This window comes from Deferribacter desulfuricans SSM1 (assembly GCF_000010985.1).
Classification (GTDB): Bacteria; Chrysiogenota; Deferribacteres; order Deferribacterales; family Deferribacteraceae; genus Deferribacter; species Deferribacter desulfuricans.
This window is the reverse complement of record NC_013940.1, coordinates 223,132-247,883: the sequence shown is the minus strand read 5'-3', so window position 1 is coordinate 247,883 and position 24,752 is coordinate 223,132. Positions and strand designations below refer to the sequence as shown.

General features: G+C 24.1%; 21 protein-coding genes. 15 read left to right on the top strand and 6 right to left on the bottom strand.

Features of this window, described 5'->3' with window-relative positions:
- The first annotated feature begins 17 nt into the window (after nt 1–17).
- From DEFDS_RS12250 to DEFDS_RS12220, 7 genes are all read left to right on the top strand, one after another.
- Nucleotides 18–1,742, top strand: a complete 1,725-nt coding sequence (locus tag DEFDS_RS12250; RefSeq protein ID WP_013009052.1) for a hypothetical protein — start codon at nt 18–20, stop codon at nt 1,740–1,742.
- 44 nt (nt 1,743–1,786) lie between these two features.
- Nucleotides 1,787–2,401, top strand: a complete 615-nt coding sequence (locus DEFDS_RS12245; protein ID WP_013009051.1) for a hypothetical protein — start codon at nt 1,787–1,789, stop codon at nt 2,399–2,401.
- Nucleotides 2,402–2,472: 71 nt separating this feature from the next.
- A complete protein-coding gene (locus DEFDS_RS12240; RefSeq protein WP_013009050.1) occupies nt 2,473–3,393 on the top strand; it encodes a hypothetical protein in 921 nt (306 codons plus the stop codon).
- Nucleotides 3,394–3,410: 17 nt separating this feature from the next.
- Nucleotides 3,411–3,953, top strand: a complete 543-nt coding sequence (locus DEFDS_RS12235) for a hypothetical protein (RefSeq protein ID WP_013009049.1) — start codon at nt 3,411–3,413, stop codon at nt 3,951–3,953.
- 102 nt (nt 3,954–4,055) lie between these two features.
- Nucleotides 4,056–5,933 (top strand): DnaB-like helicase C-terminal domain-containing protein, encoded by a 1,878-nt coding sequence (locus tag DEFDS_RS12230; RefSeq protein WP_013009048.1) that lies wholly within the window; start codon nt 4,056–4,058, stop codon nt 5,931–5,933.
- Nucleotides 5,934–6,027: 94 nt separating this feature from the next.
- Nucleotides 6,028–6,474, top strand: a complete 447-nt coding sequence (locus tag DEFDS_RS12225) for a hypothetical protein (RefSeq protein WP_013009047.1) — start codon at nt 6,028–6,030, stop codon at nt 6,472–6,474.
- A gap of 37 nt (nt 6,475–6,511) precedes the next feature.
- Entirely contained in the window at nt 6,512–9,118 is a 2,607-nt protein-coding gene (locus DEFDS_RS12220; RefSeq protein WP_013009046.1) for an adenosylcobalamin-dependent ribonucleoside-diphosphate reductase, read from the top strand.
- Nucleotides 9,119–9,774: 656 nt separating this feature from the next.
- On the opposite strand, the gene DEFDS_RS12815 is transcribed toward DEFDS_RS12220, so the two are convergent.
- Genes DEFDS_RS12815 through DEFDS_RS12205 form a run of 3 tightly spaced genes read right to left on the bottom strand, consistent with a single transcriptional unit; the run spans nt 9,775 to nt 13,247 of the window.
- On the bottom strand, nt 9,775–10,761 hold the full coding sequence (locus DEFDS_RS12815) for a ParB/RepB/Spo0J family partition protein (protein WP_013009045.1): 987 nt from the start codon (nt 10,759–10,761) through the stop codon (nt 9,775–9,777).
- Between the two features lies 1 nt (nt 10,762).
- On the bottom strand, nt 10,763–11,620 hold the full coding sequence (locus DEFDS_RS12210) for a ParA family protein (RefSeq protein ID WP_013009044.1): 858 nt from the start codon (nt 11,618–11,620) through the stop codon (nt 10,763–10,765).
- A gap of 19 nt (nt 11,621–11,639) precedes the next feature.
- A complete protein-coding gene (locus tag DEFDS_RS12205; protein WP_013009043.1) occupies nt 11,640–13,247 on the bottom strand; it encodes a DnaA ATPase domain-containing protein in 1,608 nt (535 codons plus the stop codon).
- A gap of 1,285 nt (nt 13,248–14,532) precedes the next feature.
- On the opposite strand from DEFDS_RS12205, the gene DEFDS_RS12200 reads away from it, so the two are divergent.
- Entirely contained in the window at nt 14,533–15,201 is a 669-nt protein-coding gene (locus DEFDS_RS12200; RefSeq protein WP_041224039.1) for a replication initiation protein, read from the top strand.
- Between the two features lie 321 nt (nt 15,202–15,522).
- On the top strand, nt 15,523–16,698 hold the full coding sequence (locus DEFDS_RS12195; RefSeq protein WP_013009041.1) for an EAL domain-containing protein: 1,176 nt from the start codon (nt 15,523–15,525) through the stop codon (nt 16,696–16,698).
- On the opposite strand, the gene DEFDS_RS12190 is transcribed toward DEFDS_RS12195, so the two are convergent.
- Both DEFDS_RS12190 and DEFDS_RS12185 read right to left on the bottom strand, forming a co-directional pair.
- Nucleotides 16,691–17,650, bottom strand: coding sequence for a hypothetical protein (locus tag DEFDS_RS12190; RefSeq protein WP_013009040.1), 960 nt, complete (start codon nt 17,648–17,650; stop codon nt 16,691–16,693). The two genes, DEFDS_RS12195 and DEFDS_RS12190, sit on opposite strands and share 8 nt — an antisense overlap.
- Before the next feature lie 50 nt (nt 17,651–17,700).
- Nucleotides 17,701–18,549, bottom strand: a complete 849-nt coding sequence (locus tag DEFDS_RS12185; RefSeq protein ID WP_013009039.1) for a hypothetical protein — start codon at nt 18,547–18,549, stop codon at nt 17,701–17,703.
- 245 nt (nt 18,550–18,794) lie between these two features.
- On the opposite strand from DEFDS_RS12185, the gene DEFDS_RS13085 reads away from it, so the two are divergent.
- Nucleotides 18,795–19,007, top strand: a complete 213-nt coding sequence (locus DEFDS_RS13085) for a hypothetical protein (protein ID WP_041224038.1) — start codon at nt 18,795–18,797, stop codon at nt 19,005–19,007.
- On the opposite strand, the gene DEFDS_RS12175 is transcribed toward DEFDS_RS13085, so the two are convergent.
- Nucleotides 18,984–20,315, bottom strand: a complete 1,332-nt coding sequence (locus DEFDS_RS12175; RefSeq protein WP_013008876.1) for an RNA-guided endonuclease InsQ/TnpB family protein — start codon at nt 20,313–20,315, stop codon at nt 18,984–18,986. The genes DEFDS_RS13085 and DEFDS_RS12175 overlap by 24 nt on opposite strands.
- 22 nt (nt 20,316–20,337) lie before the next feature.
- Here DEFDS_RS12175 and tnpA point away from each other — a divergent pair, with 22 nt between their 5' ends.
- From tnpA to DEFDS_RS12150, 5 genes are all read left to right on the top strand, one after another.
- Nucleotides 20,338–20,763, top strand: coding sequence for an IS200/IS605 family transposase (tnpA, locus tag DEFDS_RS12170; protein ID WP_013008875.1), 426 nt, complete (start codon nt 20,338–20,340; stop codon nt 20,761–20,763).
- A gap of 6 nt (nt 20,764–20,769) precedes the next feature.
- Complete coding sequence (locus DEFDS_RS12165; protein ID WP_013009037.1) at nt 20,770–21,591, top strand: hypothetical protein; 822 nt, start codon at nt 20,770–20,772, stop codon at nt 21,589–21,591.
- A 115-nt stretch (nt 21,592–21,706) separates the two neighbouring features.
- The gene (locus tag DEFDS_RS12160) at nt 21,707–22,747 is read left to right on the top strand and encodes a hypothetical protein (protein WP_013009036.1); all 1,041 of its coding nucleotides are present in this window, start codon (nt 21,707–21,709) and stop codon (nt 22,745–22,747) included.
- 37 nt (nt 22,748–22,784) lie between these two features.
- Nucleotides 22,785–23,657, top strand: a complete 873-nt coding sequence (locus DEFDS_RS12155; protein ID WP_013009035.1) for a hypothetical protein — start codon at nt 22,785–22,787, stop codon at nt 23,655–23,657.
- A gap of 94 nt (nt 23,658–23,751) precedes the next feature.
- Entirely contained in the window at nt 23,752–24,714 is a 963-nt protein-coding gene (locus tag DEFDS_RS12150) for a hypothetical protein (protein WP_013009034.1), read from the top strand.
- The last annotated feature ends 38 nt before the right edge of the window (nt 24,715–24,752 follow it).

The window sequence follows — 24,752 nt, the reverse complement described above, 5'->3', positions numbered from 1 at the left end:
ATAAAAGGAGCATAAATTTGAGAAATACAGATTCAAAATTAAACTGTAATAATTCAATTAATCTGGCTGATATTGTATGCAGAGAATATAAAAAAGCTTTTGCTAAAATATTAGATGATGTTCCTGAATACATAACAGATGATTCTCTAATACAAAAATTTTTGTCTTTGTATAATACTATAATTAGTAATCAAAATGAAAATTACATTAATTTAGATAGTGCTTTAAGATCTATAGATTCTGAGCAATTGAATATAAGCAAAAATGAAAAAAGTAAGTTTAAATTTATAGATAGCTGCGTAAATATGTATTTCCCTGTCTACATAGACACAGTTTTCTCAAAAGAGGCTAAAGATTATTTGCGTGTTTATATATCTTTATTTACGTTTCATGATACATTTTATACTATTAATCATTTAATAGTAAATCATATATACAAACATGTTGTTTATCATTTAAAAGAAAAGCAAGAACAAGAAGTAAATTTTGATAGGGTTTTTGATGATTTGGTTTTTACATTACGAGACGAAATCCCAGTAGATAATTTAATAATATATTTAAGAGATTTAATTGATTGGTTAACTGCTCTTGGTTTAAAAAACTCTAATAGCAAGTTATTTATTTTAGTTACTAATTTATTAGACTTAATGAGAGAATATTCTAAAAGACTAGATTCTGAATTGGAAGACATAGTATCTTTGGATAACCTTATTGATGAAAATGCTAGTAAAGAAATTACAATTAAAAAAGATATTTTAGCAGCTTGTCATTTTTTTATCATAACTTTTTTTCTTTATATTGTATTTAATTACTTATTTAATTTAATTCTTTTTATTCACCATCATTTTGTATTTATTAATAATTATATTTCATTTATAGGTAGTGCGTTAGAAAACTATTTTAAATTAATAAAAACTATTCCGTCTAATAACTTACAACAGGAAATATTTGTTTATCTAACTGGAGAATCTTTAGGTAATTATTTAAAAATAGCTTTATTATATCAATTAAAAAATATTGGATTAAAGCAATATATAGGTAGTGATTTTTTCAAATTTGTAAATGGTGTTGAGTTAATATTTTTACTTTATTATATTTTAAATGAAATAATAATTAATGCACAATATATTAATATTTTTAATTATCTTAATAAATATTATACAAACTTATATACAAATCTTTTGGACTCACTAATTGATGCTAATAAATTTAAAGAATTTACTAGGTATTTAAATTCAGAAAAGTATAATTTATTTTCAGCTATTTTTACTAATAACCATGATATTTTAAATCTTATAAAGAGTCTAAATTCAAAGAGATTAAATCTTTTGATATTTAGTCATAAACTTCTGAATTTAAATAATTGGGAATATAAAGATGACATAAAACAACATTTAATAGAGCTTATAAGTAAATCAGTGGAAGCAGATTGGTATGATTATTGGAAAAATCATGGTAGTAATACTTTTTTAAATCTATTTAAACATATTCATTCTATTACATCAAATATAATAAAAACAGAAAATATATCTATTGAACTAAATGTTGATGTATTAGATGGTACCCTACCCTTATATACTAAACATGTACGTTTTATATGTCAGAAATATTATAGGTATATAAACAAACAAAGAAATAAAGATTGTTTAATAGATGAATTCTTTTTATGTATTTTAGAGTTATTGGGTTTGTTTGATAACCGATTTAAAGAATTATTTAATGTATTTACCATGGCAGAATAAATTTTAATAAATAGAATTTAAAATAGAGTTTAAGAGGTATACTTATGTTAAATTATTTAACGAGAACTTTTGGCGATTATATGATGGAAAACATAGAGTTTATTGAAAAGATTTCTGAATTAACTAATAAAATGAATTATTTTATTCAGCATCATGAAAAAATATTATCAAATCTTAAAGAGGAGTATAAAAATAATCATAACCATGGAAACTTAATAAATAAGTTTATACCTATAGATCAGTTTAATGATTATTTAAAAATGAGTTTAATACGTTACAAAACTAATCTTTTTCACGAATATATAGTGTTAAAAAGGAAATATCACTTATCAGATGAACAATTATTAAATTATTTAATAAGTCTAAGAAAACAAACTGTTAATACTACTGGTAAAGGTGGTTACAAGTTTTCGAAAATTTTACAAAAGATAAATACTAGTATAAATGACTTAGCAAGTATATTACAAACACAATATAATATACAAAATGTAAAAGTTTATAACATTTTTGAAAATATGGGGAAATTGTCTATTGATATTTTATTGCCAGTCTTTGAAGAGATTTATACACAATTAGAAAACATACAGAATATGAATGCACGAAATCAATTAACTAATAATTATGGGATTAATTTAAATAACCAGGATATAAGTTTATAAGTTAGTGAATATAAAGATAACGATGAATACAAAGGATAAAAGTAGATATAAAGTAAAAACAGGGGGTAAATGTGAAGCTAGTAATATCTATAATATTTAGTGGAATAGCTTATATAATAGGACAGAAATTTTTCCATTTAAATGGAACTTTATTATATATAGTATCAGGTATATTTTTTATTTTACCTTTATTTCTTACTACTGATTCAGATGACAGTGAGAAAAAGTCAGATCCATCATCGGTAGATGTAAATGATTTAGACTTTGATAAAATAGTTGAAATTTCAAAGGAAGGTGAATCTGATTATATAAAAGCAAAGCAAAAAGCAATTACTATTTTACATAAATTTGGGATTAAAAAACTATATAAGAAAGATAAAGAAGGAAATGATATCGTAGAAAATTTATTTCCTGAAGATGCTGAACGTATTTCAGACGAGGATATTATTTATGAATTTAGTAAATTAGCAGATATAAGAACAAGATTTAATTATGATTGGACTTATCCGGAGGGCAATGCAGCTGAAAGCAGAAGGCAGTCTAAAATTGATGGAATCATATTTTTATTAGCTTATTGTCCAGAGTATGTAAAACACGTAGTTTCACATGAAGAATTCATAGAAATGTGGAAATCAGAACGTCTCAGGAAAATAGCTTTATATGAGTTTATCAAATCTCATGACTTGTCTACAATTTGGGATAAATTAAAAGGTAAATTTGATGATTATCTAATAGAAATCAATGATGGTTCCAGAAGTGATAAATTTGTAGATTTCGAAGAGTTTTTTAAAGTTTTTTATGATGTTTATGCATCTTATTTAAAAGATAAATTTGGTATTGAAGTTACTAATCCATTTCAATTATTGCAAATGTTAGCTACTCATATTGGTTATTTTAACGAATTTCAAATGTTTGGCGAATCAGAAATGTTACAAATACAAGGAAAATCTAAAGTGCTAATACCTATTAGAAATATGAATAAAAACAATTAAAACAAAAAGAGTTAGTTATGACTATAAACGGACTATCGTATTATGTAACTTTGTTTATGATTGTATTAATTGTGGTACCAATAGTTATTTATAGTTTAAAAAAATTTGCTTATAAAAAGAAATATATGTTAAATATTAATAATAATTTAACTAAACAAATATTAGAAAATGTACTTGATGATAATTATAAAAAAGAATTCATAGAGTATGCAAAGGATATCAAAAAATTTATACAGTTAATGGCTGAAATGAAGAAATATATTGGTAATTCAGTTTATACTGAATATTTTGAAGAACTCTACTTATTTTTTATTTATATTTTTTATAAAAAAAATGTAGAAAAGGACATTATAATCCTAACACAAGATAATAAGCATGAAGAAAAATATTATTATGTGTTTAATTTTTTGGTGTATGCATATAAAGAATATCAAATAAATATTAAAAAACAGAATACACCTAAAGGTTTTAGTTTGTTGTTTTTTAAATTATTAGAGCAAATATGGAGCCAGTATTTTAAAAATTTAAACAAATTAGAACGGTTTAATAGTTTTTTTTAAGCATCTAAATTTTAAACACTTTATTTAACTATAAATTTTAGTTGACATTTAATAAGAATATTTGTATAATAATTACAGAAAATAAGATTTTAGGGGGATTTAATGAATTATCTTTCTTTGAATCTTAATAGATTAGTTGCGATTATAATATATAAAAACAGTAAAAATATATTAAAAAAATATGGTTTACCTTTCCTAAATTTAAAAGTGCATCCATCATATCAATTTTTTATTTATGCATTATCACTTTTATATAAGAATGTTTCTGAAAAAATAGAAATTGAAAAGTTCAAAATAACTATGATGGATCTTATAAATTATTTAAAATCTAATCCTGATATATTATTAAAAAGTAAATATTTTAATTATTTTAGACAAATACATAATATAACAGATATAAATGAATTTTTAGAAAGTGTTATTCCTTATTTTGATATTTATATTAAACAAATAGAAGAAGAATACAAATTAATTATCAATAAAGAAATAGATATTGATGAATTTATTAAAGTTATAGAAGAATATTTAGAACAGGAACAAATAAAAAAAGCTTTAGAACAAATTAATAATGAAATTGTCAAACCTGTACCAGATCAAGAAAAAATACGAAAGCTTTTAAATGAAGTAAGTTTATTACATAAACAAGTATTTAAAATTAATATTAATTCTTTCGAATTAAGTAAAATTAATGAAAAGGATTTGGTTTTTTCTAATGATCTATTTGATAGTAAAACAAGGATCCCTACAAATTTTGAAGTAGCTGATAGGTTATTTGGTGGTGGAGTAACCAGGAGTTCATTAACAACCATTGTAGCTCCAACTGGTACAGGTAAAACTACTACCCTATCAAATATTGCAGCTAAAGCTTTCGCTAGTGGTAAAACAGTAGTTTTTTTTACATTAGAAGAAGAATATAATGATATTTTGTTATATATTACCCAAATTATTAATCAAAAAACAGAATATGAAATAAGAGAAAACCCTCAAGGTTATTTAAAAAAATTAAAAGAAATACAGATAAAATACGGAAATGACTTAATAATTCATGAAGCTATTAATAAAGGTGCGAGAAAATCTCAATTTACAGTTGAAGATATTATGGAATTTATCGAAGAATATAATAATATCCATGAAGAACACCCTATTGAGTTTATTATCATCGATTATATAGGTGCGTTAGCAGAGTTATCTGGTGGTTCTAATATTTACAGTAATGTAGGTGATATAGCTAGAGGTTTGAAAAGGATGGCTAAATATTTCAGAACACCTGTAATAACAGCTCACCAGACTAACAAAGGTGTATGGAAAACAGGTAAAACTGAGTTAGATTCAGTAGCTGATAGTTCAATTATAATTATGCGTAGTGATTTTGTTTTATTGTTATCACAGTCTCCTGAAGATTATGAACAGAATTTAATGAGATATAAATCAGGTAAAGTTAGACATGGTAAGAAGAATAAGGAGTGTATTGCTTATATAGATTATTACACTAAAACAATTGAATTTAAGGAAGAGCTTACTATTGAAGACAAAACAGTAGAAGAGTACAGCTTAAAACAAACTCAAGAAACTCAAGAATTAGATCAAAATCTTTCGGAAGAAGAAATTAAAATAAAAGAAGAACAAATAAAAAATAATGTTACTAAAAAAAGGCGTGGTAGACCAAAGAAAAATAAAGTTGAAACAGAAGTTCCTCATGATTTATATACTACAATAAATTTATTACCAGAATCTGAAATAAACATACAAGATAATAACTCAAATTTAAATAATATAACCGAAAATACGAATATTAATATGATTAAAAATAATGAAGAAGAGTCAAATATAAATAGTAACGAAGAATTAGAAATTAGTAATAATGATAATGATAATAATGATGATATGTTTAAGATTAAGGTAGTAGAACAAGATAATAATAAAGCTAATAGCGATGGTATAGATGAAGTTGAAATAACTGATATATTTGACTCTTTTTAATAGTTAGATGTTTTTACATAAATAATAAAAATATATTTGTTATAAATATTATACAGAACATAATTACTATCACTAAGTTAAGGAGGTTTATAAAATGTATAAATCTGGTTATTACTATGAAGAATTAATATATGAAGCATTTGAGGTTAATGATATAACATTGAGTGATGTTGAAATAAATAATGATACACTATGTCAATATGCTATTGGCAGGATTCAAATTACAAACAAGCAGTTAGTGAAAAACAAAGAGTTAAAGCAACTTTTATATACTAACATAGAAAATTATATTGACGATAATTTTACAAGTCTTTGCGATATAGATGTATCTATTATTGGTAGTTTAATTGAAATAGAAATAACTATGAATTTAGAAACAAAATCAAGTTATTACGTTGAGTGCTCAGAAGTAGTAAAAAATATATTAAATATTATAGATACTACAATACAGCAGTATGAAACACAAGACGTGTCATATACAATCAGCCATCCATCAAATGAATATTTCCAAAAAAATGATGGAATGGTAATAACTCTATAGTATTTACAAAATCCAAAAAATTACAGGGGGTAATAATATGAGAAGCAATGTTATTGACTCAAAAAAAGATGTTTTGTCTCCAGATGAATATTTACTAAACAGAGTTGCATTTTGGGAATATATTAATAAGCATGTAAATGAGTATTATTCGTTATTACATAAGAAATTAGATCTTGGCAGTACTACAGATTCTTTATTTGAAGGTATATTTCAAAAAAGAAATAAAAAAGATTATTATAAATCTTTTTTAGACGTTTTTCACACAGTAGCTTTCAAAGTAGCATCAGCAAAATTTGTTAAATATCATAATTTAAATAATTATGTAACGGATATTAATTTTATAAAAAAATATGTAACTTACTTCAACTTAATGGCTCAGGGTATTTTTATGCCTAATTCTCCGTTATTAGTAAATGCTGATAGTAATAATATGTGTTATTCTGCGTGTTTTGTACTTGATATAGATGACAGCATGGAAAGTATTTTTGAAACGCTAAAAAATACTGCTTTAATACATAAATCAGGTGGTGGTACTGGATTTAACTTTTCAAAATTACGTCAAAAAGGTGCTCTGGTTTCAAGTACAAAAGGTGAATCAAGTGGTGCATTGTCTTTCATGCAAATTTACAATAGTGCAACAGAGCATGTAAAACAAGGTGGAGTTAGACGTGGTGCTAACATGGGTATCTTAAATGTAGATCATCCTGATATTGAAGAATTTATTAAAATTAAAAGAGACAATAAAACCTTAACTAATTTCAATATTTCTGTAGGTATTACAAATAAATTTTTAGAAGCTATTAAGAACGATGAAGAATGGGAACTAAAAGAACCTAATACTGGTAAAGTTATTAAAAAAGTTAGGGCTAAACAATTATTTGATGAAATAGTTAAATCAGCATGGATATGTGGAGACCCAGGATTATTGAATATTGATACTATAAATAAATACAATTATTTAAAATATATTAAAGGCAATATAACAGCAACTAATCCATGTGGCGAACAACCACTTTTTCCTAATGAAGCTTGCAACTTAGGATCTATTAACTTAGCTAAATTTGTTAAATCTGATGCTCATAATAATGCTTATTTTGATATAGATGCTTTTGCTAAAGTAGTGGAAGATTGCACTCATTTTTTGGATGATGTAATTGATATTAATAACTATCCTCTACCTCAAATTACTGAAGCTGTAGAAGAAACAAGGAAGATAGGTTTAGGTGTAATGGGTTTTGCTGATGCTCTTATTAAAATGGGTATATCATATGATAGTAATGAAGCACTTACAATGATAGATTCAGTTGGTTCTGTATTAAAAGAAAAAACAGAAGAAGCAAGCATAAAATATGGCGAACAATACGGTGTATTTCCTTTAGCAGATAAATTATTAGAAAAAGTAAAAAAATTATACAAAGAAAATAAAATAAGCAGAAAAGAATATACATATATTAAAGATAAATATATAAAAAGAAGAAATGCTTCACTTACATGTATAGCTCCAACAGGAACAATTTCTTTAATAGCTGGATGTTCTTCAGGTATAGAGCCCCTATTCTCTTTAGGTTATATAAGAGAGGATTCGTTTGGAACAAGAATTGTATGGAATGATTCTGTAAAGCATTTTGTTGATAAAAATAATATACCAGAATATGTTAAAACAGCTATGGATATTTCACCTGATTGGCATCTTAAAATTCAAAGCAAATGGCAAGAATATGTTGAATCAGCTGTAAGTAAGACTATTAATTTACCTGAAACTGCTACAGAAGAGGATATTGCAAATATCTATTTAAAAGCCATGGAACTAAACTGTAAAGGAATTACTGTTTATCGTGATAAAAGTAAAGGTGTACAAGTATTAAACACTATAGATATAGATTTATTTACAAAGAAATTTAATTATGATGAGAAGGCTTATTTAGAATATTATAAATCCCAAAAGAATAAAACAACAGTTATTGAACAACCAAAAAAACATACATCTTCGGAAATTAGTCAAGAAAATACAAATACTGAAGTTCAAATACCAAACGTTTTAATAAAAAAAGAACGTCCACAAATACTATTTGGATTAACAAGAGAAATTAAAATTGGTCCTTCTAAAGTATTAATTACTATTAATTATGATAATAAAGGTAATCCTTTTGAATGTATAATTACTACAGGTAAATCAGGTAGTAATACATCAGCACAAGCAGAAGCTTTAGGAAGGTTAATATCTCAGTGGTTACGAGTAGGATTAAGTCCAGAATCAATTATAGATTCTTTATCTGGAATTTCTGGTCAGACACCAACCTATAATTACATATTAGAAGATGATCAATCTAAAATGATTAAATCATTACCAGATGCAATTGGATATGTATTAAGTTTACATAAAAGATACAAGGATTTCTTTAAACATGTATATGAATATGCAAAACCAATAGTTGATATTAAATTTAATCAACCAGAAAAAATTATTCAGTTTACAAATGGCAATGGAACAAACGGTCCAGAAAATAATGAAAATTATAAGTTTAATGAATATGAATCAGATATTTTAGAAGAATGCGATAATTGTGGTAGTACTAATATTGAAAAATCTGGGATCAGAGGTTGCTATACCTGTAAAGATTGTGGGTATAGCAAATGTAGCTAAATCATATAAAAACAAAGTTTGCAAATTGTTTCTTTAATGATTGATTTTTTCTAACCCCCTGATGATAGCCTACCTTTGTCAGGTAGGCTTTTTATTATAAAGCCCTCATTTGCTTTCTAACGCATTTTTTTAATTTGTCTAATAGGAAAAATAGGGTAGCATAAAAAATCGCTCAGAATCGAAACTATAGCTTCTGAGAGAGTTCTACTGATTATTTTTAAAATCTTCTTTATACAAATTAAAATCATTCACTGGGAAAATATTCTTATTGTATTAATTGTTTTATTCATACTGCACCTCCTTACTTTATTTTACTCTATACAAATTTTAAATATCTGTTTTTTAATTTTATTATTATTCATATATTTTTATTTTTGTTTTTATTTTCTTATTTTTCATATAATATACTGTATTTTTAAGTAAAAACACTTATAATATATTGATATATTTAATATTTTTTAATACAACTTTATAATATAAATTAATATATTTTTACTTATTTTAATTTAATTAGAAAAAGTGTCCACTTCCACTGTGGAAGTAACCAATATGATAGTTAAAATTTCTTTTATTAATAAAAAATTATACGATTTTTTAAAGTGTCCACTTAATAATCATATTTTAGTAACTATATTTTAAGATAATTTAAGAGAATTTTATTTTGAGAATAATTTCTCTTTTAAACGATTTAATTTATATTCTATTTGTTTAATAATTTCTTCAGCTTTATTTTTATCTTTAACAATTAAATCATCTTTTAATAGTTCATCAAAGTTAGTATCAATTTTTTTAAGTTTGTTATAAATTCTAATTCTTTTCTTTTTAGCTGGTTCTTCTTTATTTATATTTGAATCTAATTTATTTAAAAATGTATTTAAATTTGTCGAGTTTAATTTACCTTCAGCTATTAATTTAAAAATATTAGTTATTTCAGGATGATTTTTATATTTATAAAGTATATCAAAAACTCTTACAGGAAATTTAGAACTATTTTTAACTAATTCAATACAATCTTCAGGAAAAGCAAATAATAACACATAACGATATATTTGACGTAAATTTATTGAATAATTTGTGTCCACTTCCACTGTGGAAGTAGAGTTATTATTTTTGGAAAATAATTTATTTGATAACAATTTAATTAGCTCATCAATAGTGTCCACTTTAAACATTTTTTCAGCTAAAGTTTTTAATCCTAATGCTTTTTCAAATGTGGTTAAATCTTCTCTTTGTAAATTTTCTATTAATTGAATTTCTAATATGTCAGATTCCGTTAAATCTTCAAAAATTACAGCTGGTATAAATTCATATCTACATTCTTTAGCTGCGGTTACTCTTCTTTCTCCACTTACAAGTTCGTATTCTCCATTCTCAACGCTTTTTACTACAATTATAGGTTGTAATACCCCTCTTCTTCTAATACTCTCTACAAGCTCTCTATAGCTTTCAGAGTCTGTATCTATTTTTTGTCTTACTTGTGGTTTTATATTTATCTTAGCTATAGGTATATCATCTTGAAAATATTTTTTATCTTCAAAGGTAATTCTATAATTAGCATCTTTTGATAACAAACCAGAAGCTGTATTTTTTTTAAATAAAGATTTATCTTTCAGCAAATCTTCATATTTTTTCTTCTTACTCATTTTAACTGACCTGCCCTACTCTATTTTTATTACTATTTTTTATTTTAGTTAATAATTCATCAGTAAAAAGATTTAATTCCTGGATTATTTTTTCGTTTTGAGAATACATTTCACCAATATATTTTTTAAAAGATAGCGATTCTCTTATTTTGGTTGATCTACTAATTTGGGATTGAAATACTTTATTAGCATAGCCTTCTCTTAATGCTGTTTTTAAATGTTTATCTATTAAAGTTCTATTATCTACGAGTGTTGGTATAATTCCTACAAATGAAAGATTTTTATTATAAAATCTATGAATTTCATTATATAAGGATAATATGTCATCAATACCCTGGATAGAATCTCTATCTAAGGTAGTTGGAATAATAAAATGAGTGGATATGGATAAAGCCAGTATAGTTAAAAATTCAACACTAGGTGGTAAATCAATAATTACAGCATCATAATCCTTAAAAAATATAGACGTAATTTCTTTAATTCTGAAAATAATATTTGTGTTATTTTGCATTTTTAATTTTACTTTGCTTAAAGTTAAGTTAGAACCGATAACACTAATAATGTCTTTTTTAAAAGGGTATTTTATAATTATTTCATCCAATAATTGTAAAGCTGTTATCATCATATCTTTTGTAAATTCATGTTCATTTACATAATTTAAAAATTCAGATACTGATAGTTTACTTTTCACTTCTTCGTCATCAATAAACTTTTCAGATAAATTAGCTTGAGGATCAAGATCTATTATTAGTATATTTTTATAACCTCTCTCTAATAATAAAAATGGTAATTCAAAACATAAAGTTGTCTTCCCTACCCCACCCTTATGTGACGCTACTGAAAGTACAAATTTTTCCATCCTGATCCTCTCTTTTTATTTAATTATATACATTATTTATTAATTTATTATAAAGTTTGATAGTTTCTTCGTCTTGTTGTTTTTCTATTATTTTTTCAATATTTTTTCTGGCTCTCCAGATTGTGGTTATATCTGTATTGAAAACTTGAGCTAACTGTTTCTGTTTATAAAAATATTTTTCCATTAGTATATAAAAAATTAGATCTCTTATTTTCTTTAGTTCTGGATTAATTCGCTTTGTTGAAAATAATCTTTCATAAGTATAAGGTAAGCCATTTAATAATTTTTCTATAATTAATTTTAGACTTTTTTCTTCAACATGTCTGTTAACTATAATATCATCAATTTCAAAGTTAGAGTAATCTTTTATTGATTGAATTAAAGCTTCTTTAAGACTTATTTTTTCATTTAAAATACGAAAACCAACTTTATTAACTATACCATTTAGATATCTAAAATCACTAGAAACTTCAGATATAAAAATATCTATTAGTCTATTTTCTTCTTCTGTTAATCTATAGTCTTTATTTAAATATTTACTTGATAATCTACTCCAGAAAAATCTTTTTTTTGCCATAAAGGTTGGTTTTACAATTTCTAATACCATTCCACTTAAAAGTCTTGATACAAAACTTGCATGGAGTTTGTATTTTATTGTAGTTCCATCTCTTACTGGAATATATAAGTTTAAGGTTTGAATATCAGTATTATTTTGAATAAGTGTTTCATAGTATTCTTTTACAGTATCATTAACTATATCAAAAATATAATCTTCAGGGTGTCTATCAGTTGTAAGTAGTGTCCATTTCTGTCTGTTAATTCGTTCATTTAATATATTGTTATAAAAACTAATAAATCCTTCATTTGCTTTTTTTAAAGCAAAATGTAAGTCGTCTATAATTAGCATATCAGCTTCAATTTGTTGTTCTCTAAATATGTATGTTTCTTTTTTACGAAATGCATCCATTACTTCGCTAAAAAAGATTTCTCCTGTATAAAAATTTACTACTCCTTCATAATGTTGTTTCATTTCATTTATCATTGCATGTAATAAATGAGATTTACCTAAACCAGTAGGACCATATAATAAAACTGTTAGTCCATCTCGTAGTTTGTTTTCGGCAATATTTTTAATATAGTGATATGCTAATTCATTACTAGTATCTACGATAAAATTATCAAATGTATATTGAGGGGTTCCCTTTATACCATTTATGATTAAAGTATTTTTAGGCTCTAATATTTGTTCATAGGAAATTTGTTGTTCAATTTGAAAGTTTATTTTTTCAATATTAAATGCTTGTTTAATTCTATTTAAGATAAATTCTATTATATCGATAATTCTTTTTTTCTTTTCAGTGTCATTATTTAGTTTTTTATATATTGTTGGATTTATATGTAGTATAAGATTATAGATTTCTTCATTGTTTTCTTGTTTATATATGCAATCAATTTTAATGTTAGCTAAAGCAGAAATATCCATAATACTGAAATTATTTTTATTTCTTTCATCATTTAGAGGATCTGCGAGTTTTGTTATATATTTTTGAAATAAAGCTTCTATTCCTTCGCATTTTATTTTGATAATTTCAGGTATTTCAGGTGTATTTTCTATATTTTCATTCATAGCTATACCTGTTATATGTTATTTTAGTAAAGTATAGCATAAAAATTCTAAAAAACAAGTTTTTTATGCAATATATAATTTTGCATATAGTTTGTATGCAATTGCATAAGGTTGATTAATATAATAATGCAATATATTTTATTGCATTAACTAAAATATGCAGTATATATGCAAAAGGTGTGAAATAATTATTTAAATTTTTAAATTGTATTTGTTAATTTTTATTAAATTCAGAGTAGTTAAATTATAAGCAAATGCAATATAATTTATTGCATTTAAAGATATTATCGAATAAATGCAATAGTTAACTTCATATATTTTTATTGCATAGATTATTTTTTGTTTGCAGTTGATATTGATTATACTGTATATGCAATAAATAATCTTGCATTTATATCTATATGCAATTTATTTTTTTGCATTTAGATTTTTCTATAAGTATATGCAAATATTTTTTGTTTTGTATCTATTTGCATTTTAATTACTTAAGAGATTTATTATAAAATTTTATGTAATTAAGTTTGTATATATAGTGTCTATGTTATACATATATTGTCAAATACAATGTTTTTATTTGCATTAATAATATTTTTAAAGCAAATGCAATATTATTTTTGCACTGTTTTGAATGTTGTTTAATTGTTTTTGTTTTATTGTATTTTGTTTTTTAAACACAATAATATTATATTGCTGTGTATATGTGGATAAGTTTGCTTGTTTTTCTTTTTTATTAAGTAATTATTTCCTTTTTAGATCTATTGCATATATATTTTTTATATTGCATATATTTTTGCGTTTATTGCATATGGAAATAAAAAGTATTAAATGCAATAAGTATGAAATTCTTTTATGTAGTTTTGTACATAATATATGCAATGTTTTATTTACTATATGCAAATAATATAATAGTTATGCAATATAATTTTTCCTTGTTTGTGGAAAATTATCCGTGAATATATATGTTTATTCATCTATGAATAGATACTTCTTATGCATTCTTAGGTATGTTATAGCTTATTAATTATATTTATAAATAAAAATAACTTGACTTATTTAGTAATCAAATTTTCTTATTCACACGTAAATATGTGAATAAATAAAAAAATAAGAGTGTAATTTTAGGTTTTTGTTTTAAAATTATTTTAAAAAATAACTAAAGCCAATCTTTTAGCTTAGTTGTTATTTCATTAATAATATTATAATTGTAATTAATTAATATTTATAAGTAGATAATTAATAATTGATTAATTATTGACATTTAATGAAGTCTTATTAATAATTAGATATGGATAGATTGAAAGTTTCAACTTTATTTATTTACAATCTAGGGTTTAAATCTGGTGATAATAGGGAAGTTTTTGTTAAGTCGATTAATGCTTATAAATTACTGTTATGTTTGATTGATAATTATTTCAATAGTATTGATAATAGTGATAAATTGCCTAAAACCACATTATTGAATAGATATAAATTTAAAAAGGAATCTTTACGTTATCTAAAAAACTATCAAAGGCCATTAGAACACATTAGATTAGATTATAAAGACAATAGTAAAAAGATTTTTTACGGTATTTTTATAAGAAAGGATTATATTCTTTATTATGTTAACAAAAAGATCCATGAGATTGTAACTAAATATAATTATAATATCGAAATACCTGTTTTAGTTCTTAATTCATTTAAAAGCTTTTATAGCTTTAGATTCTATTTACTGACAAAAGTTATATTTAAGAATAGGGCAGTTATAAAGTACAAATTATCTACTTTAAGAAAGCTTTTAACATTAGATAATTCGGTTTTTTTAAACAACAGGAATTTCTGTAGATTTATTATAGAAAAAAGTATCAATGAAATTAATCAAACTGATTTATTAAGTCATAAAATTAATTATAAATATGAGCGTAATAAATATAGAAAAGTGGAATATATTATTTTATATAAATCTAAAAAATAATTGATAAATTATAATTTATTGCTGTTGTTAGAAATTTTGTTTCACGTGAAACAGTGTTATATTTTGTAGGTTAAATTATTATAAATATAAATTAAGTGAGAGATTTTGTATTTCTATATAAACCTATATGTTATTATTTTTAGAATGTTAATTATTAATCACAAACTAAATAAAGTTATAATAATAACAATTAAATTATCAATCAATAAATAAAGATTATTTTTATAAAAATTATAAAAAAAATTATCATTTTTTGATACGATTAGTTATATAATATTATAGGTTAGTGTATAACAAAAATATAATTTTTAAAGAGGTTATATGGTTATAAATACAACTGTGGATAAACCTATTACTGATTTAGATCATATATATTTTAATTTTATTTCTGATATTCCTTATTTCTATTTAATAGAAAATTATAATTTATTTAAAAATTTTGTTTATGAAATTTATCCTATTAAGAATACTGCTACGAACTATAACAGTTTATGTGTTTTAAAATATCAAAACAATTATGATTATTTTGTTCATTTTAACGAAATATTTGATAAAGTTTTATTAGAAACAAAAAATTATAGTATATTTTTAACTCCAGTAGTTATAAATAATACTGACTATTATTTAAATTTACTTAATAATGTACAAGCATCTAATAATTGGCATTACATTAGAAGTATATTACAATATAATTTAATACGTTCGTTGTATATGACAAAAGATATGATTTTAAACAAACAATATATTTATAAATTAAATTTTTCAGAAGATATGTTGTTAAAAAACTTAGATGTAATAGGTATAGAATTTTTATCATCTTTAGATATTCCTAATAATTACAAAGGTCAATTTTTCAAAGATATACGTGAAATAGGTAACTCAATTCTATTTGATTTTGATAGAAAAGTAACTAAGTTAGTTGCGAGCTATCTTTTTGAGAATTTAGATAACTTGATTAATCAATGTCCTGGTCTTAAGTATTTGCATATTAATATATTTCCTAGAAATTTTTTAGCAAAAAATATAAACATTATTTCTAATTTGTTAGCTTATGTTATAGATTTTATAGAACGGAAAAAATCTAATTTAAAATTGGTTTTAGAATTTGTTGAATACGAAACAATTAATAATCAAATAATTAAAGAAGTGTCAAATCTAAGAAAAGATTTGGATTTCTTAATTGCTTTAGATGATTTTGGAAATGGTTTTTTTAATTATAATATTATAAATGATCTTAAACCTGATATAATTAAAATAGATAAGCATTTAGTTCAATCTTTAACTTTAGATCATAATAATTTATATTTAAAAAGTCTTTTTAATCATTTTTGTCAATTAGCACAGTCTACTAAAGCCAAATTAATTTTTGAAGGTATAGAAAATCAAGAAATGATGGATAATTTACTTTTGATTAATAAAAACTATAATATTGATACTTATTTTCAAGGATATTATTACCATTATCCAGAAAAAATATTTCAAAAATATATTAAATAAAAATTTTATCTAAAATTGATATGAAATAATTATGTGATATTTGTTCCAAGGAAATAGTTTCTTTTTCAAAGATATATTTTAGTTTTTCATATATAAGTATATTCGTACAAAAATAAATAATTTGTTTGTTGTTTTGTAATGCTAGACTGGCATTTAAAAAATCCAAATATGTTAGAGTAGGTCTGATTTTTGCAAAAGTTTCTGATATTGTTATTTTATTATCTGAAATTAAAAATGCTTCTTGGTCATTTATATAGTAAATTATTTTATTATCTTTAAAATCAAAATAATTTATATTGTTTAAATTAGGTAAAAGAACTTGTAAATTATAAGATTCATTAATAAAATCTAATGTACTTTTTAGTTGTTCAACTAATTGATTATTCAATAAAACTTTTTGAAATATATCTGAATATATTTTACTTAAAAAATCTTTGGTTTGTTTATCTATAAAAGGCAGTTCAAAGAAAGCGTTTTTATGTTTAATTGTTATTATTACTGGACTAAAAAAATTTGGAAAAAAGTGTTCCATACTATAACTATAAACATAGTAAGGAATATTTTCCAACATGTAATTTAGATTTTTTTCTATCAGTATTGGTCTTTCTATTAAATCATTTAAAGAATAATTGTTGTAAAAGTAAAGTAGTAAGAATGTATTTGTTATATCTATAAAATAAGTTTGTTTACCAGAAATAACATTAAATCTATACTGTAAATTATTATGTAAAATATTATGGAAATTTTCATTATTTTCCAGGAATTCTAAATATGTTTCATAAGAGTTCTTAGTAGTAATATTTTCAAAAAAAACTTTCCAAATTTTAGAAGTATTATTTTTTATAAAGTTTAAATAAATATCAGATTTATATTCTTTTATAGTAAGTAATTGATCAATATTTAACAATAATCGGTTTAGCTTTTCATATAAATTTATTATGTTTGTATTCATCTTTTAAACTATAATATTATTTCTTTTATTTTAATATAACAAATTAATTATCAGGTTTTAAAAATTATATATAGACTAATACCTGTTGTTAACAACCCAACAATTATTAATCCTAACTCGATTTTTTTAGATAATACAGAATTATGTACAAAACTAATATTTCTACGTTTTATTAAGCAAGGGATACCTAATGGAGTTAACATATCTAAAGTTATATGTAATATTATTCCGAATATAAAGAAGAAAAGAATAGTATAAGTGTTGAAAAAATTTCTAACTAAATTACTATTGGTGTAAATATTGTAGACCAAATGATGCCCTAAAGAATCAATAGTTACAGAAAACAGTTTAAAAAACAAAGCAATACTAATAAAACCACTTGAAAGTACAAATAATGTTTTTCTTATTGTCCATTTTATTGTTGTTTTTAAGGAAAATCCTTTTATTGCGTATAAAAACATTAAAATTGATAAAAATCCAGCTGCTGAATAATTAATATGAATGTCTTTAATAAAAAAATTAGTAACAAACCAACGTTTATCTAAATAATATAATTTCCAATATAATTTATTTATAATAGGTAAATGAGTAAAGAAGTTATCTAAACTTTTTATTAAGTTACCTATAAAGTCAAATGAATTTAATAAAAAAGGAAAAAAGTTAAAAAAGCTTTTTGGGTATATGAAAAATATCAAAAATACAAAATACCAAAAAAATACGTGAGAAAATCTGTGAATACTGAAATAAGATTTTGTATTATCACTTAAACCATTAGAAACTTTTACATCTAAATCATCTAATATTCTAGAAGCTGTAGTAGATATAAGTGCAGGAAAAATACTTCCACTTAATAAATATGTTACACCAAAATTAACAAATGTATGTGTTCTTTTTTCCATAAACCACCTCTATTAATTTATTTTTTATTTATTATATTTAAAATTATATAGATTGTCAATCTTTTTTTAATAATATTTTAATTAAAATTTTTACTTATTTTATTTGTATTAATTTGATATATTATTATTATTAAGACATAATATAAGGTTAATAATATAATAATTAAATTGAACCTTATATTATTAAATTAAGCTATTTAAATAGTTTAACAATGTAAATTAATAACTTAATGGAGGTGTTAACTATGGAACAGAAGACATTTGAACCAAAAAAACCAGAGTCAAAAAATAGTGATCCTGTAGGTATGTTTCATATTATCAAAGAAATTGATAATAATGAAGTTGAACATCCTTATAAGTATATTGGTAAAGGATACGTAAATCTATCTTTTAAAATTGACTTCCTCCTCTCCCTAAAGGAAGAGGATTCCCATCTACGCTATCGATGGAAGCGGTAATCCCTCACGGTTTCCCGCTGGTTCCTGCTTCAGCGTATACTCTCTGGCATACTCCACAGGCGTGACTTCCCGCAAGCCCTGCGGTAGGGTTATAAGGTTTTCCTTCCTCATCGCTCTCATTAAAACATTTATCGCACCTACCAAATCAGCATTAGACGTAAAACCACACTTTTTGCATACAAATACCGCTTGGTTTTTGCGGTTTTCCTTATTAGTGTAATCACATAGAGGACAGGTTATAGAGGTGTTTTTAGCGTCAACTCTAACCAGTTTCCCCCCATTTCTCTGGAGTTTATACTCAAGCAGTTCAAAGAACCTACCCCACGCTCGAGAAAGAATGCTTCTGTTTAAGCCTGATTTAGCTTTTACATTACGTCCGGGGCTGTCTTTTGTGCCTTTTGCAGATTTGGTTAGGTTCTTAACCTTTAAATTCTCTACAGCCACAAAGCCGTGTTTTTTGGCTATGGCTGTTGTTATTTTATGTAGGTAATCGTTTCTCACATTTGCTATCTTAAGCCACATCTTTGCTATTTTTCTTTGGTGTTTTTTGTAATTATTAGAAAACGGTGTCTTATCTCCTTTTTTGGTAGGGTGTTGTTTTCTCGAGAGTTGCCTTTGGAGTTTGATTAGTTTTTTCTCATATTTACTTAAATCAAGAGGCTCGAAGTAACAACCGTTGGATAGTGTGATTATCTTTTTTACACCTACATCTATACCCACGGGGTTGGATAGATTTTCTTTAATTGATGTGTCTTTTTCGGTAACTACGCTTATATACCAGCCATCGGCGTATCTTTTAACTGTTACATTCTTTGGTTTGCCAACTATGTTTCTTGATTTATAAAACCTAACCCATCCTATTTTAGGTAAAAATATTCTATTGTTATTTATCTTAAAGCCTTGAGGATATCTAAAGCTGTCTGGCGATTTACCTTTCTTCCTGAAGTCTGGAAAAGATATACCATTGCCTTTGGTAAAAGCACTGTCTATGGCTTTGTATAAATCCTTTAAGGTTTGTTGTAGAATTTGAGAATGTGCTTCTTTTAAGAAAGCGTATTCTTCGGATTGTTTCCATAATTTAAGCATTCCCGCCATTTCGTTATAGGTAGGTATAGTAGCAGTATTTTTGTAATATTGTGGCAAGTGGATATTGATGATTTTATCTACCTTTTTTATATCAAGCTTTTGTTTTATTAAAGCAATAGCTTTATTCCATACAAACCTACAAGAGCCGGCAAATTGGGCGAACTTGTTTTCTAACTCTTCATTGGTCTTGAGTTTAAATTTAAAGGCTTGACATGTAATCATTGTTATATTATAGTATTGGTCTATGGAAAAGTCAAGTAAAATTAGAACTGGTAGGCATTGTGTTTTTCTTCTGCATGTGCATTTGGTCTTTGTAACTAAATACAGAAAGAGCGTATTTCAAAAGAAACACTTAGAAACCTTAAAGGAAATCTTCGCCAAAGTCTGTCAAGATTTTGAGGCAGAACTGATAGAATTAAATGGAGAAAGCGACCATGTCCATTTGCTTGTAAACTATCCGCCAAAGGTGGCAGTCTCAAAACTGGTAAATTCGCTAAAAGGTGTTTCTTCCAGAAAGCTAAAACAAATCCATCCTGAATTAAGGCAGTATTACTGGAAAAACGCTTTATGGTCTCCAAGCTATTTTGCAGGTTCCTGTGGTGGAGCTCCGCTTGAGGTTATCAAACAATATATTGAAACCCAGAAGACACCCACTACATCACCTACCTAAAAGAATGTGTCTTGTGGGTGGTGGAGGGATAAAACTGTTAAAAGTTATAATGTTTTAATAAGACTATATCCAGACAGAAATAATCCTGATAATTATTTAGTGTATACCAAAGTTCCTCTTTATAATAAAGAAACAGGTGGTTATGATTGGAAATTTTTAAAAACTGGGACTGCTGAATGGGTAACAAACGAATCAGGTAAAAAATATATGAAGTTTGATAATAAAGCCCGTATAGCTTATAACAATGGCGAAAAGATGGTTACATGGATGTATAATATGAAAGGTTTTGTTCATATTGATGAATCTAAACCAAGATTGTTAGCTCTTGCGACGTACACTAAAGGCAAAATTCGTTTAAATCCGGATTTTACTATTTTAACAAAAGTGGATACATCTAATAAAGAAAATGCAATTAATATTAATACTAAACAAGGTATACAGGTAAGAATACCTCTTTATATAGGTAAAATTAGGGTTTATTCAGAACAAGCTAAATCTTATGTTTTAACAAATGTAGCTATATTACAAAATAAAGAAGGTAAATATATTCCTTTGATTGAAGGTGATAATAATGTTTATACTATGCCTAAAGATGATATTTTTGCATTGGTTCAAACAGTTGGTGATGTAACTGTAACAAGTGTTATTCCAGAGAAAAAATTTGAGAAAGAACTTGATCAGCAACAATCACAGGTTCTTGATCAACCAGCTGATGAAACAGATGAATTAGTTGAAGATTCTGTAGATGAAGATTTAGGCGAAGAAATTCAAATTCAAAGTGATATTGACGATTCTATTGATGATGATTTTCAACCATTACCATTTTAAAACTACTTTAAAGTTTACTATTTAATATTAAATAGAATAGGGTAGGGAGCAGAGTTTTTCTGCTCTCTATTTTTGTTAATAGAAATATAATAAAACAGATAGAAGTTTAAATCATATGGAATTAAAGAAATTTCTTGATACGACAAAAATTTCTTTTATTTCTATTATGTTATTATTTCCTTCTGTATCAAATACTCATGCTTTTACTTCTAAAAAGAGTATAGATAAATTAAAACATCATAAGTCCTCTGAGAATAAAATAGAAATTAAAGAAAAATATAATAAAGAATTATATATGACACTATTAAGAAAATATAATAAGTTTGATAATTTAAATTACTTAATATATAAAGCAATATCAGAAAAATTTCATGAAAATTACGATCATACCTTTATTAATAAAGTGGCATCTATATTAACTTCCATAAGTTTTCATGAATCTAACTTAAATGAAAATTTAATTAATATTAATAGAATAAAGTTAAGAAAAACTTCTAATAAAAATTTTGTTTCGTATTTAAAAGGTTTAAAAATAGGTATAGAACATGGTCAAACTTATATTTCAAAGTTTCTCATTAAATATTCTGTACATTTTAATAATGGTAAAGTATTACATAAAAGAATTGTATTAGATTTTACAAGTACTCATTCAAAAAAACAAAGTTTAAAAAAAATTGATAGTTTAATACATTATTTTTCTAAGATCTCTAGTGGTACTAAAATATTTGTAAAAACAAATTATCCTATTGCTTTTAATTTTGATAATAAACAATATGCTAAAAGTTTTTTAAGTAAACTAATTAAATTTACAAAAAATATCGATATAGGTATGTTTCAAATTAATTATTTATATAATAAACGTTATTTAAATAAATATCATTATACAGTTTATGATTTATTATATAAACAAAAAGCTTTTGATGTTGCTTTTGATATATTTCATAAACATTTAGAAGCTACTGATTATAATATAAAAAAAGCAGTAGGTTATTATCACCATAGAAATCATAAGATTAACAGTAAATACGTAAAACGAGTTTTAGCAATAAAAGACTTATATAATTACATAAAGACTACAGTTTTAGCTTATAAAAAAATAGATAGAACTCATCAAAATACAGCTTTAATTAATAATAATGAGATTTCTTTATTGTAACAAATAGTTTTTAGTATAAGTTTTTTAGGGGTATATTATGACATTTGAAGAAGCATTAGAAAAAATAAAGCAAAGGCATTTTTTTGAAGATAAAAATATTTTGAAATTAAAGGGTAATTATTTAAATCTTACTATAGCTCACATACAAGCAAACAAAGGGTGGACTACCAATGATAAAGAAATTCTGTTGTTAGCAGATGATAATGGTTGGACCGTAGCCCATGAACAAGCAAAACATGGTTGGATAACAAATGATATAGAAATAATAACATTAAAAGATAAAAAAGAGGGGTGGACAGTAGCGCATTTGCAAGCACGATATGGTTGGAGAACAGATGATATAAAAATACTGAAACTTAAAACTAAATATGGTGACTCAGTAGCTCATGAACAAGCGGAAAGAGGGTGGATTCCAACTGATAAAAAAATTTTGAAAATGAAAAATAAGGATAATTGGACAGTAGCTCATTCTTTAGTATTAAATAATAAAATAATTCCTTGTAAAAAAGAATTTTTAGAACTTAAACTTTTTAAAAAGGATTATACTTTAGCTCATTTAATTGCGAATCATTCTGAATATATATTTAAGTATAAAAAAATATTAACTTTAAGCTATAAAGAAAAAACAAGTTATGATAAAAATACTGCTAAAGAATTTGATGTGTATGTAGGTCTATTAAAGTTTGAAAGATTAATCGGTCAACAGTCTGATAAAGTTACAGATGTTAAAATTATGAATAAATATTTAAGTAATGAAAAATATTTAAAGCTTATAGAAGAATTTAATAATAATATGAAAATAGAATATGATAATTATGCATTAAATAAAAATTATATTAACATGGTTAAATTTTATAAAAAATTAGATTTAGAAATTAAAAATAATATTTTAACAACCAAACTCTGTTAATTCTAAGATTTTTATTTTACCCTAAAAATTGCAACTTATATTAGCTATACTATTTTATATAAAGTAATACAAAAACTTTAAAGAGAGGTGCAATATGAAAGATTTAAATAACATAACAACATTAAGTTCGAAAATTGAAATAAAAACAACTGAACCAATTCAAATGAACATAAGGGATAACAGTTATGTAGACATGTATAATAAGATTAAAGATTATTTAGATAAAAACTTGTTTTTTATTTCTTCTGATACATTTGGCTCTGGTGATTCTTTTGAAGAAGTCATGGATGATGATGAATTTACATTTGAGTTAGTTACACATGTTATGAATAATATTAATAAAAATACTAAAGCAAATGTAATAGAATTTTTTGATGATATTGAAATGGATAAAACAGTAAGTTATTTTAAGACTAAAAATCAGTATAATGAGTTACTTTTTTACAAATTAATGAATTTTTCTGAATTAGAAAATATAGTTGTTAGTTTACCTGATGCTATTCATTTTGCTAGAATATTTACAGAACAACAAGATTGGAATAAAAATGAATATATAACATTAGCTGCAATGTTTATATATTTTACAAAATTATGTAAATTTCAATTAGTACATTTATTAAAAGAACATTTGAATGTTTCAGAGCAACAGTTAGATTTATTCATTTATGATAATCATGAGACAATTTCTCAGACTGCTTTTGCATCTGTTTTATATATACTTAAAGATGTATTTAATTATGTAGGAAATAATAATGTAATAGATAAACTTGAAACAAAAATAGTAGATTCGCTTAAAAAAATGAAAAGATTGAAGAAAAGAGATTTTGCGAATGATTCGTATGATAATATTACAAAAAATAAATTATTACAGCTTACAAATAACGATAATATTATAAGTAAATACGAGTCTTTTATAGTAAACTTAAGTAAACATAACATACAACTACCAGAATTAAAATTTTTATATCCTGATAATTTATCATTAATAAAAGATTTAGTTAATGATCTGTTTGATATTAACTCCGAACAAAATAAATTAGACGAACCTAATATATAAAATTAGTATTAAAGAAAATTAGCATTATGCATATGCAT

Bases quoted from the DNA above. Each gene is read 5' to 3' on its own strand.
- DEFDS_RS12245 (WP_013009051.1), top strand. From the start codon at position 1,787: ATGTTAAATTATTTAACGAGAACTTTTGGCGATTATATGATGGAAAAC.
- DEFDS_RS12235 (WP_013009049.1), top strand. From the start codon at position 3,411: ATGACTATAAACGGACTATCGTATTATGTAACTTTGTTTATGATTGTA.
- DEFDS_RS12230 (WP_013009048.1), top strand. From the start codon at position 4,056: ATGAATTATCTTTCTTTGAATCTTAATAGATTAGTTGCGATTATAATA.
- DEFDS_RS12225 (WP_013009047.1), top strand. From the start codon at position 6,028: ATGTATAAATCTGGTTATTACTATGAAGAATTAATATATGAAGCATTT.
- DEFDS_RS12220 (WP_013009046.1), top strand. From the start codon at position 6,512: ATGAGAAGCAATGTTATTGACTCAAAAAAAGATGTTTTGTCTCCAGAT.
- DEFDS_RS12815 (WP_013009045.1), bottom strand. From the start codon at position 10,761: ATGAGTAAGAAGAAAAAATATGAAGATTTGCTGAAAGATAAATCTTTA.
- DEFDS_RS12210 (WP_013009044.1), bottom strand. From the start codon at position 11,620: ATGGAAAAATTTGTACTTTCAGTAGCGTCACATAAGGGTGGGGTAGGG.
- DEFDS_RS12205 (WP_013009043.1), bottom strand. From the start codon at position 13,247: ATGAATGAAAATATAGAAAATACACCTGAAATACCTGAAATTATCAAA.
- DEFDS_RS12200 (WP_041224039.1), top strand. From the start codon at position 14,533: ATGGATAGATTGAAAGTTTCAACTTTATTTATTTACAATCTAGGGTTT.
- DEFDS_RS12195 (WP_013009041.1), top strand. From the start codon at position 15,523: ATGGTTATAAATACAACTGTGGATAAACCTATTACTGATTTAGATCAT.
- DEFDS_RS12190 (WP_013009040.1), bottom strand. From the start codon at position 17,650: ATGAATACAAACATAATAAATTTATATGAAAAGCTAAACCGATTATTG.
- DEFDS_RS12185 (WP_013009039.1), bottom strand. From the start codon at position 18,549: ATGGAAAAAAGAACACATACATTTGTTAATTTTGGTGTAACATATTTA.
- DEFDS_RS13085 (WP_041224038.1), top strand. From the start codon at position 18,795: ATGGAACAGAAGACATTTGAACCAAAAAAACCAGAGTCAAAAAATAGT.
- DEFDS_RS12175 (WP_013008876.1), bottom strand. From the start codon at position 20,315: ATGATTACATGTCAAGCCTTTAAATTTAAACTCAAGACCAATGAAGAG.
- tnpA (WP_013008875.1), top strand. From the start codon at position 20,338: ATGGAAAAGTCAAGTAAAATTAGAACTGGTAGGCATTGTGTTTTTCTT.
- DEFDS_RS12160 (WP_013009036.1), top strand. From the start codon at position 21,707: ATGGAATTAAAGAAATTTCTTGATACGACAAAAATTTCTTTTATTTCT.
- DEFDS_RS12155 (WP_013009035.1), top strand. From the start codon at position 22,785: ATGACATTTGAAGAAGCATTAGAAAAAATAAAGCAAAGGCATTTTTTT.
- DEFDS_RS12150 (WP_013009034.1), top strand. From the start codon at position 23,752: ATGAAAGATTTAAATAACATAACAACATTAAGTTCGAAAATTGAAATA.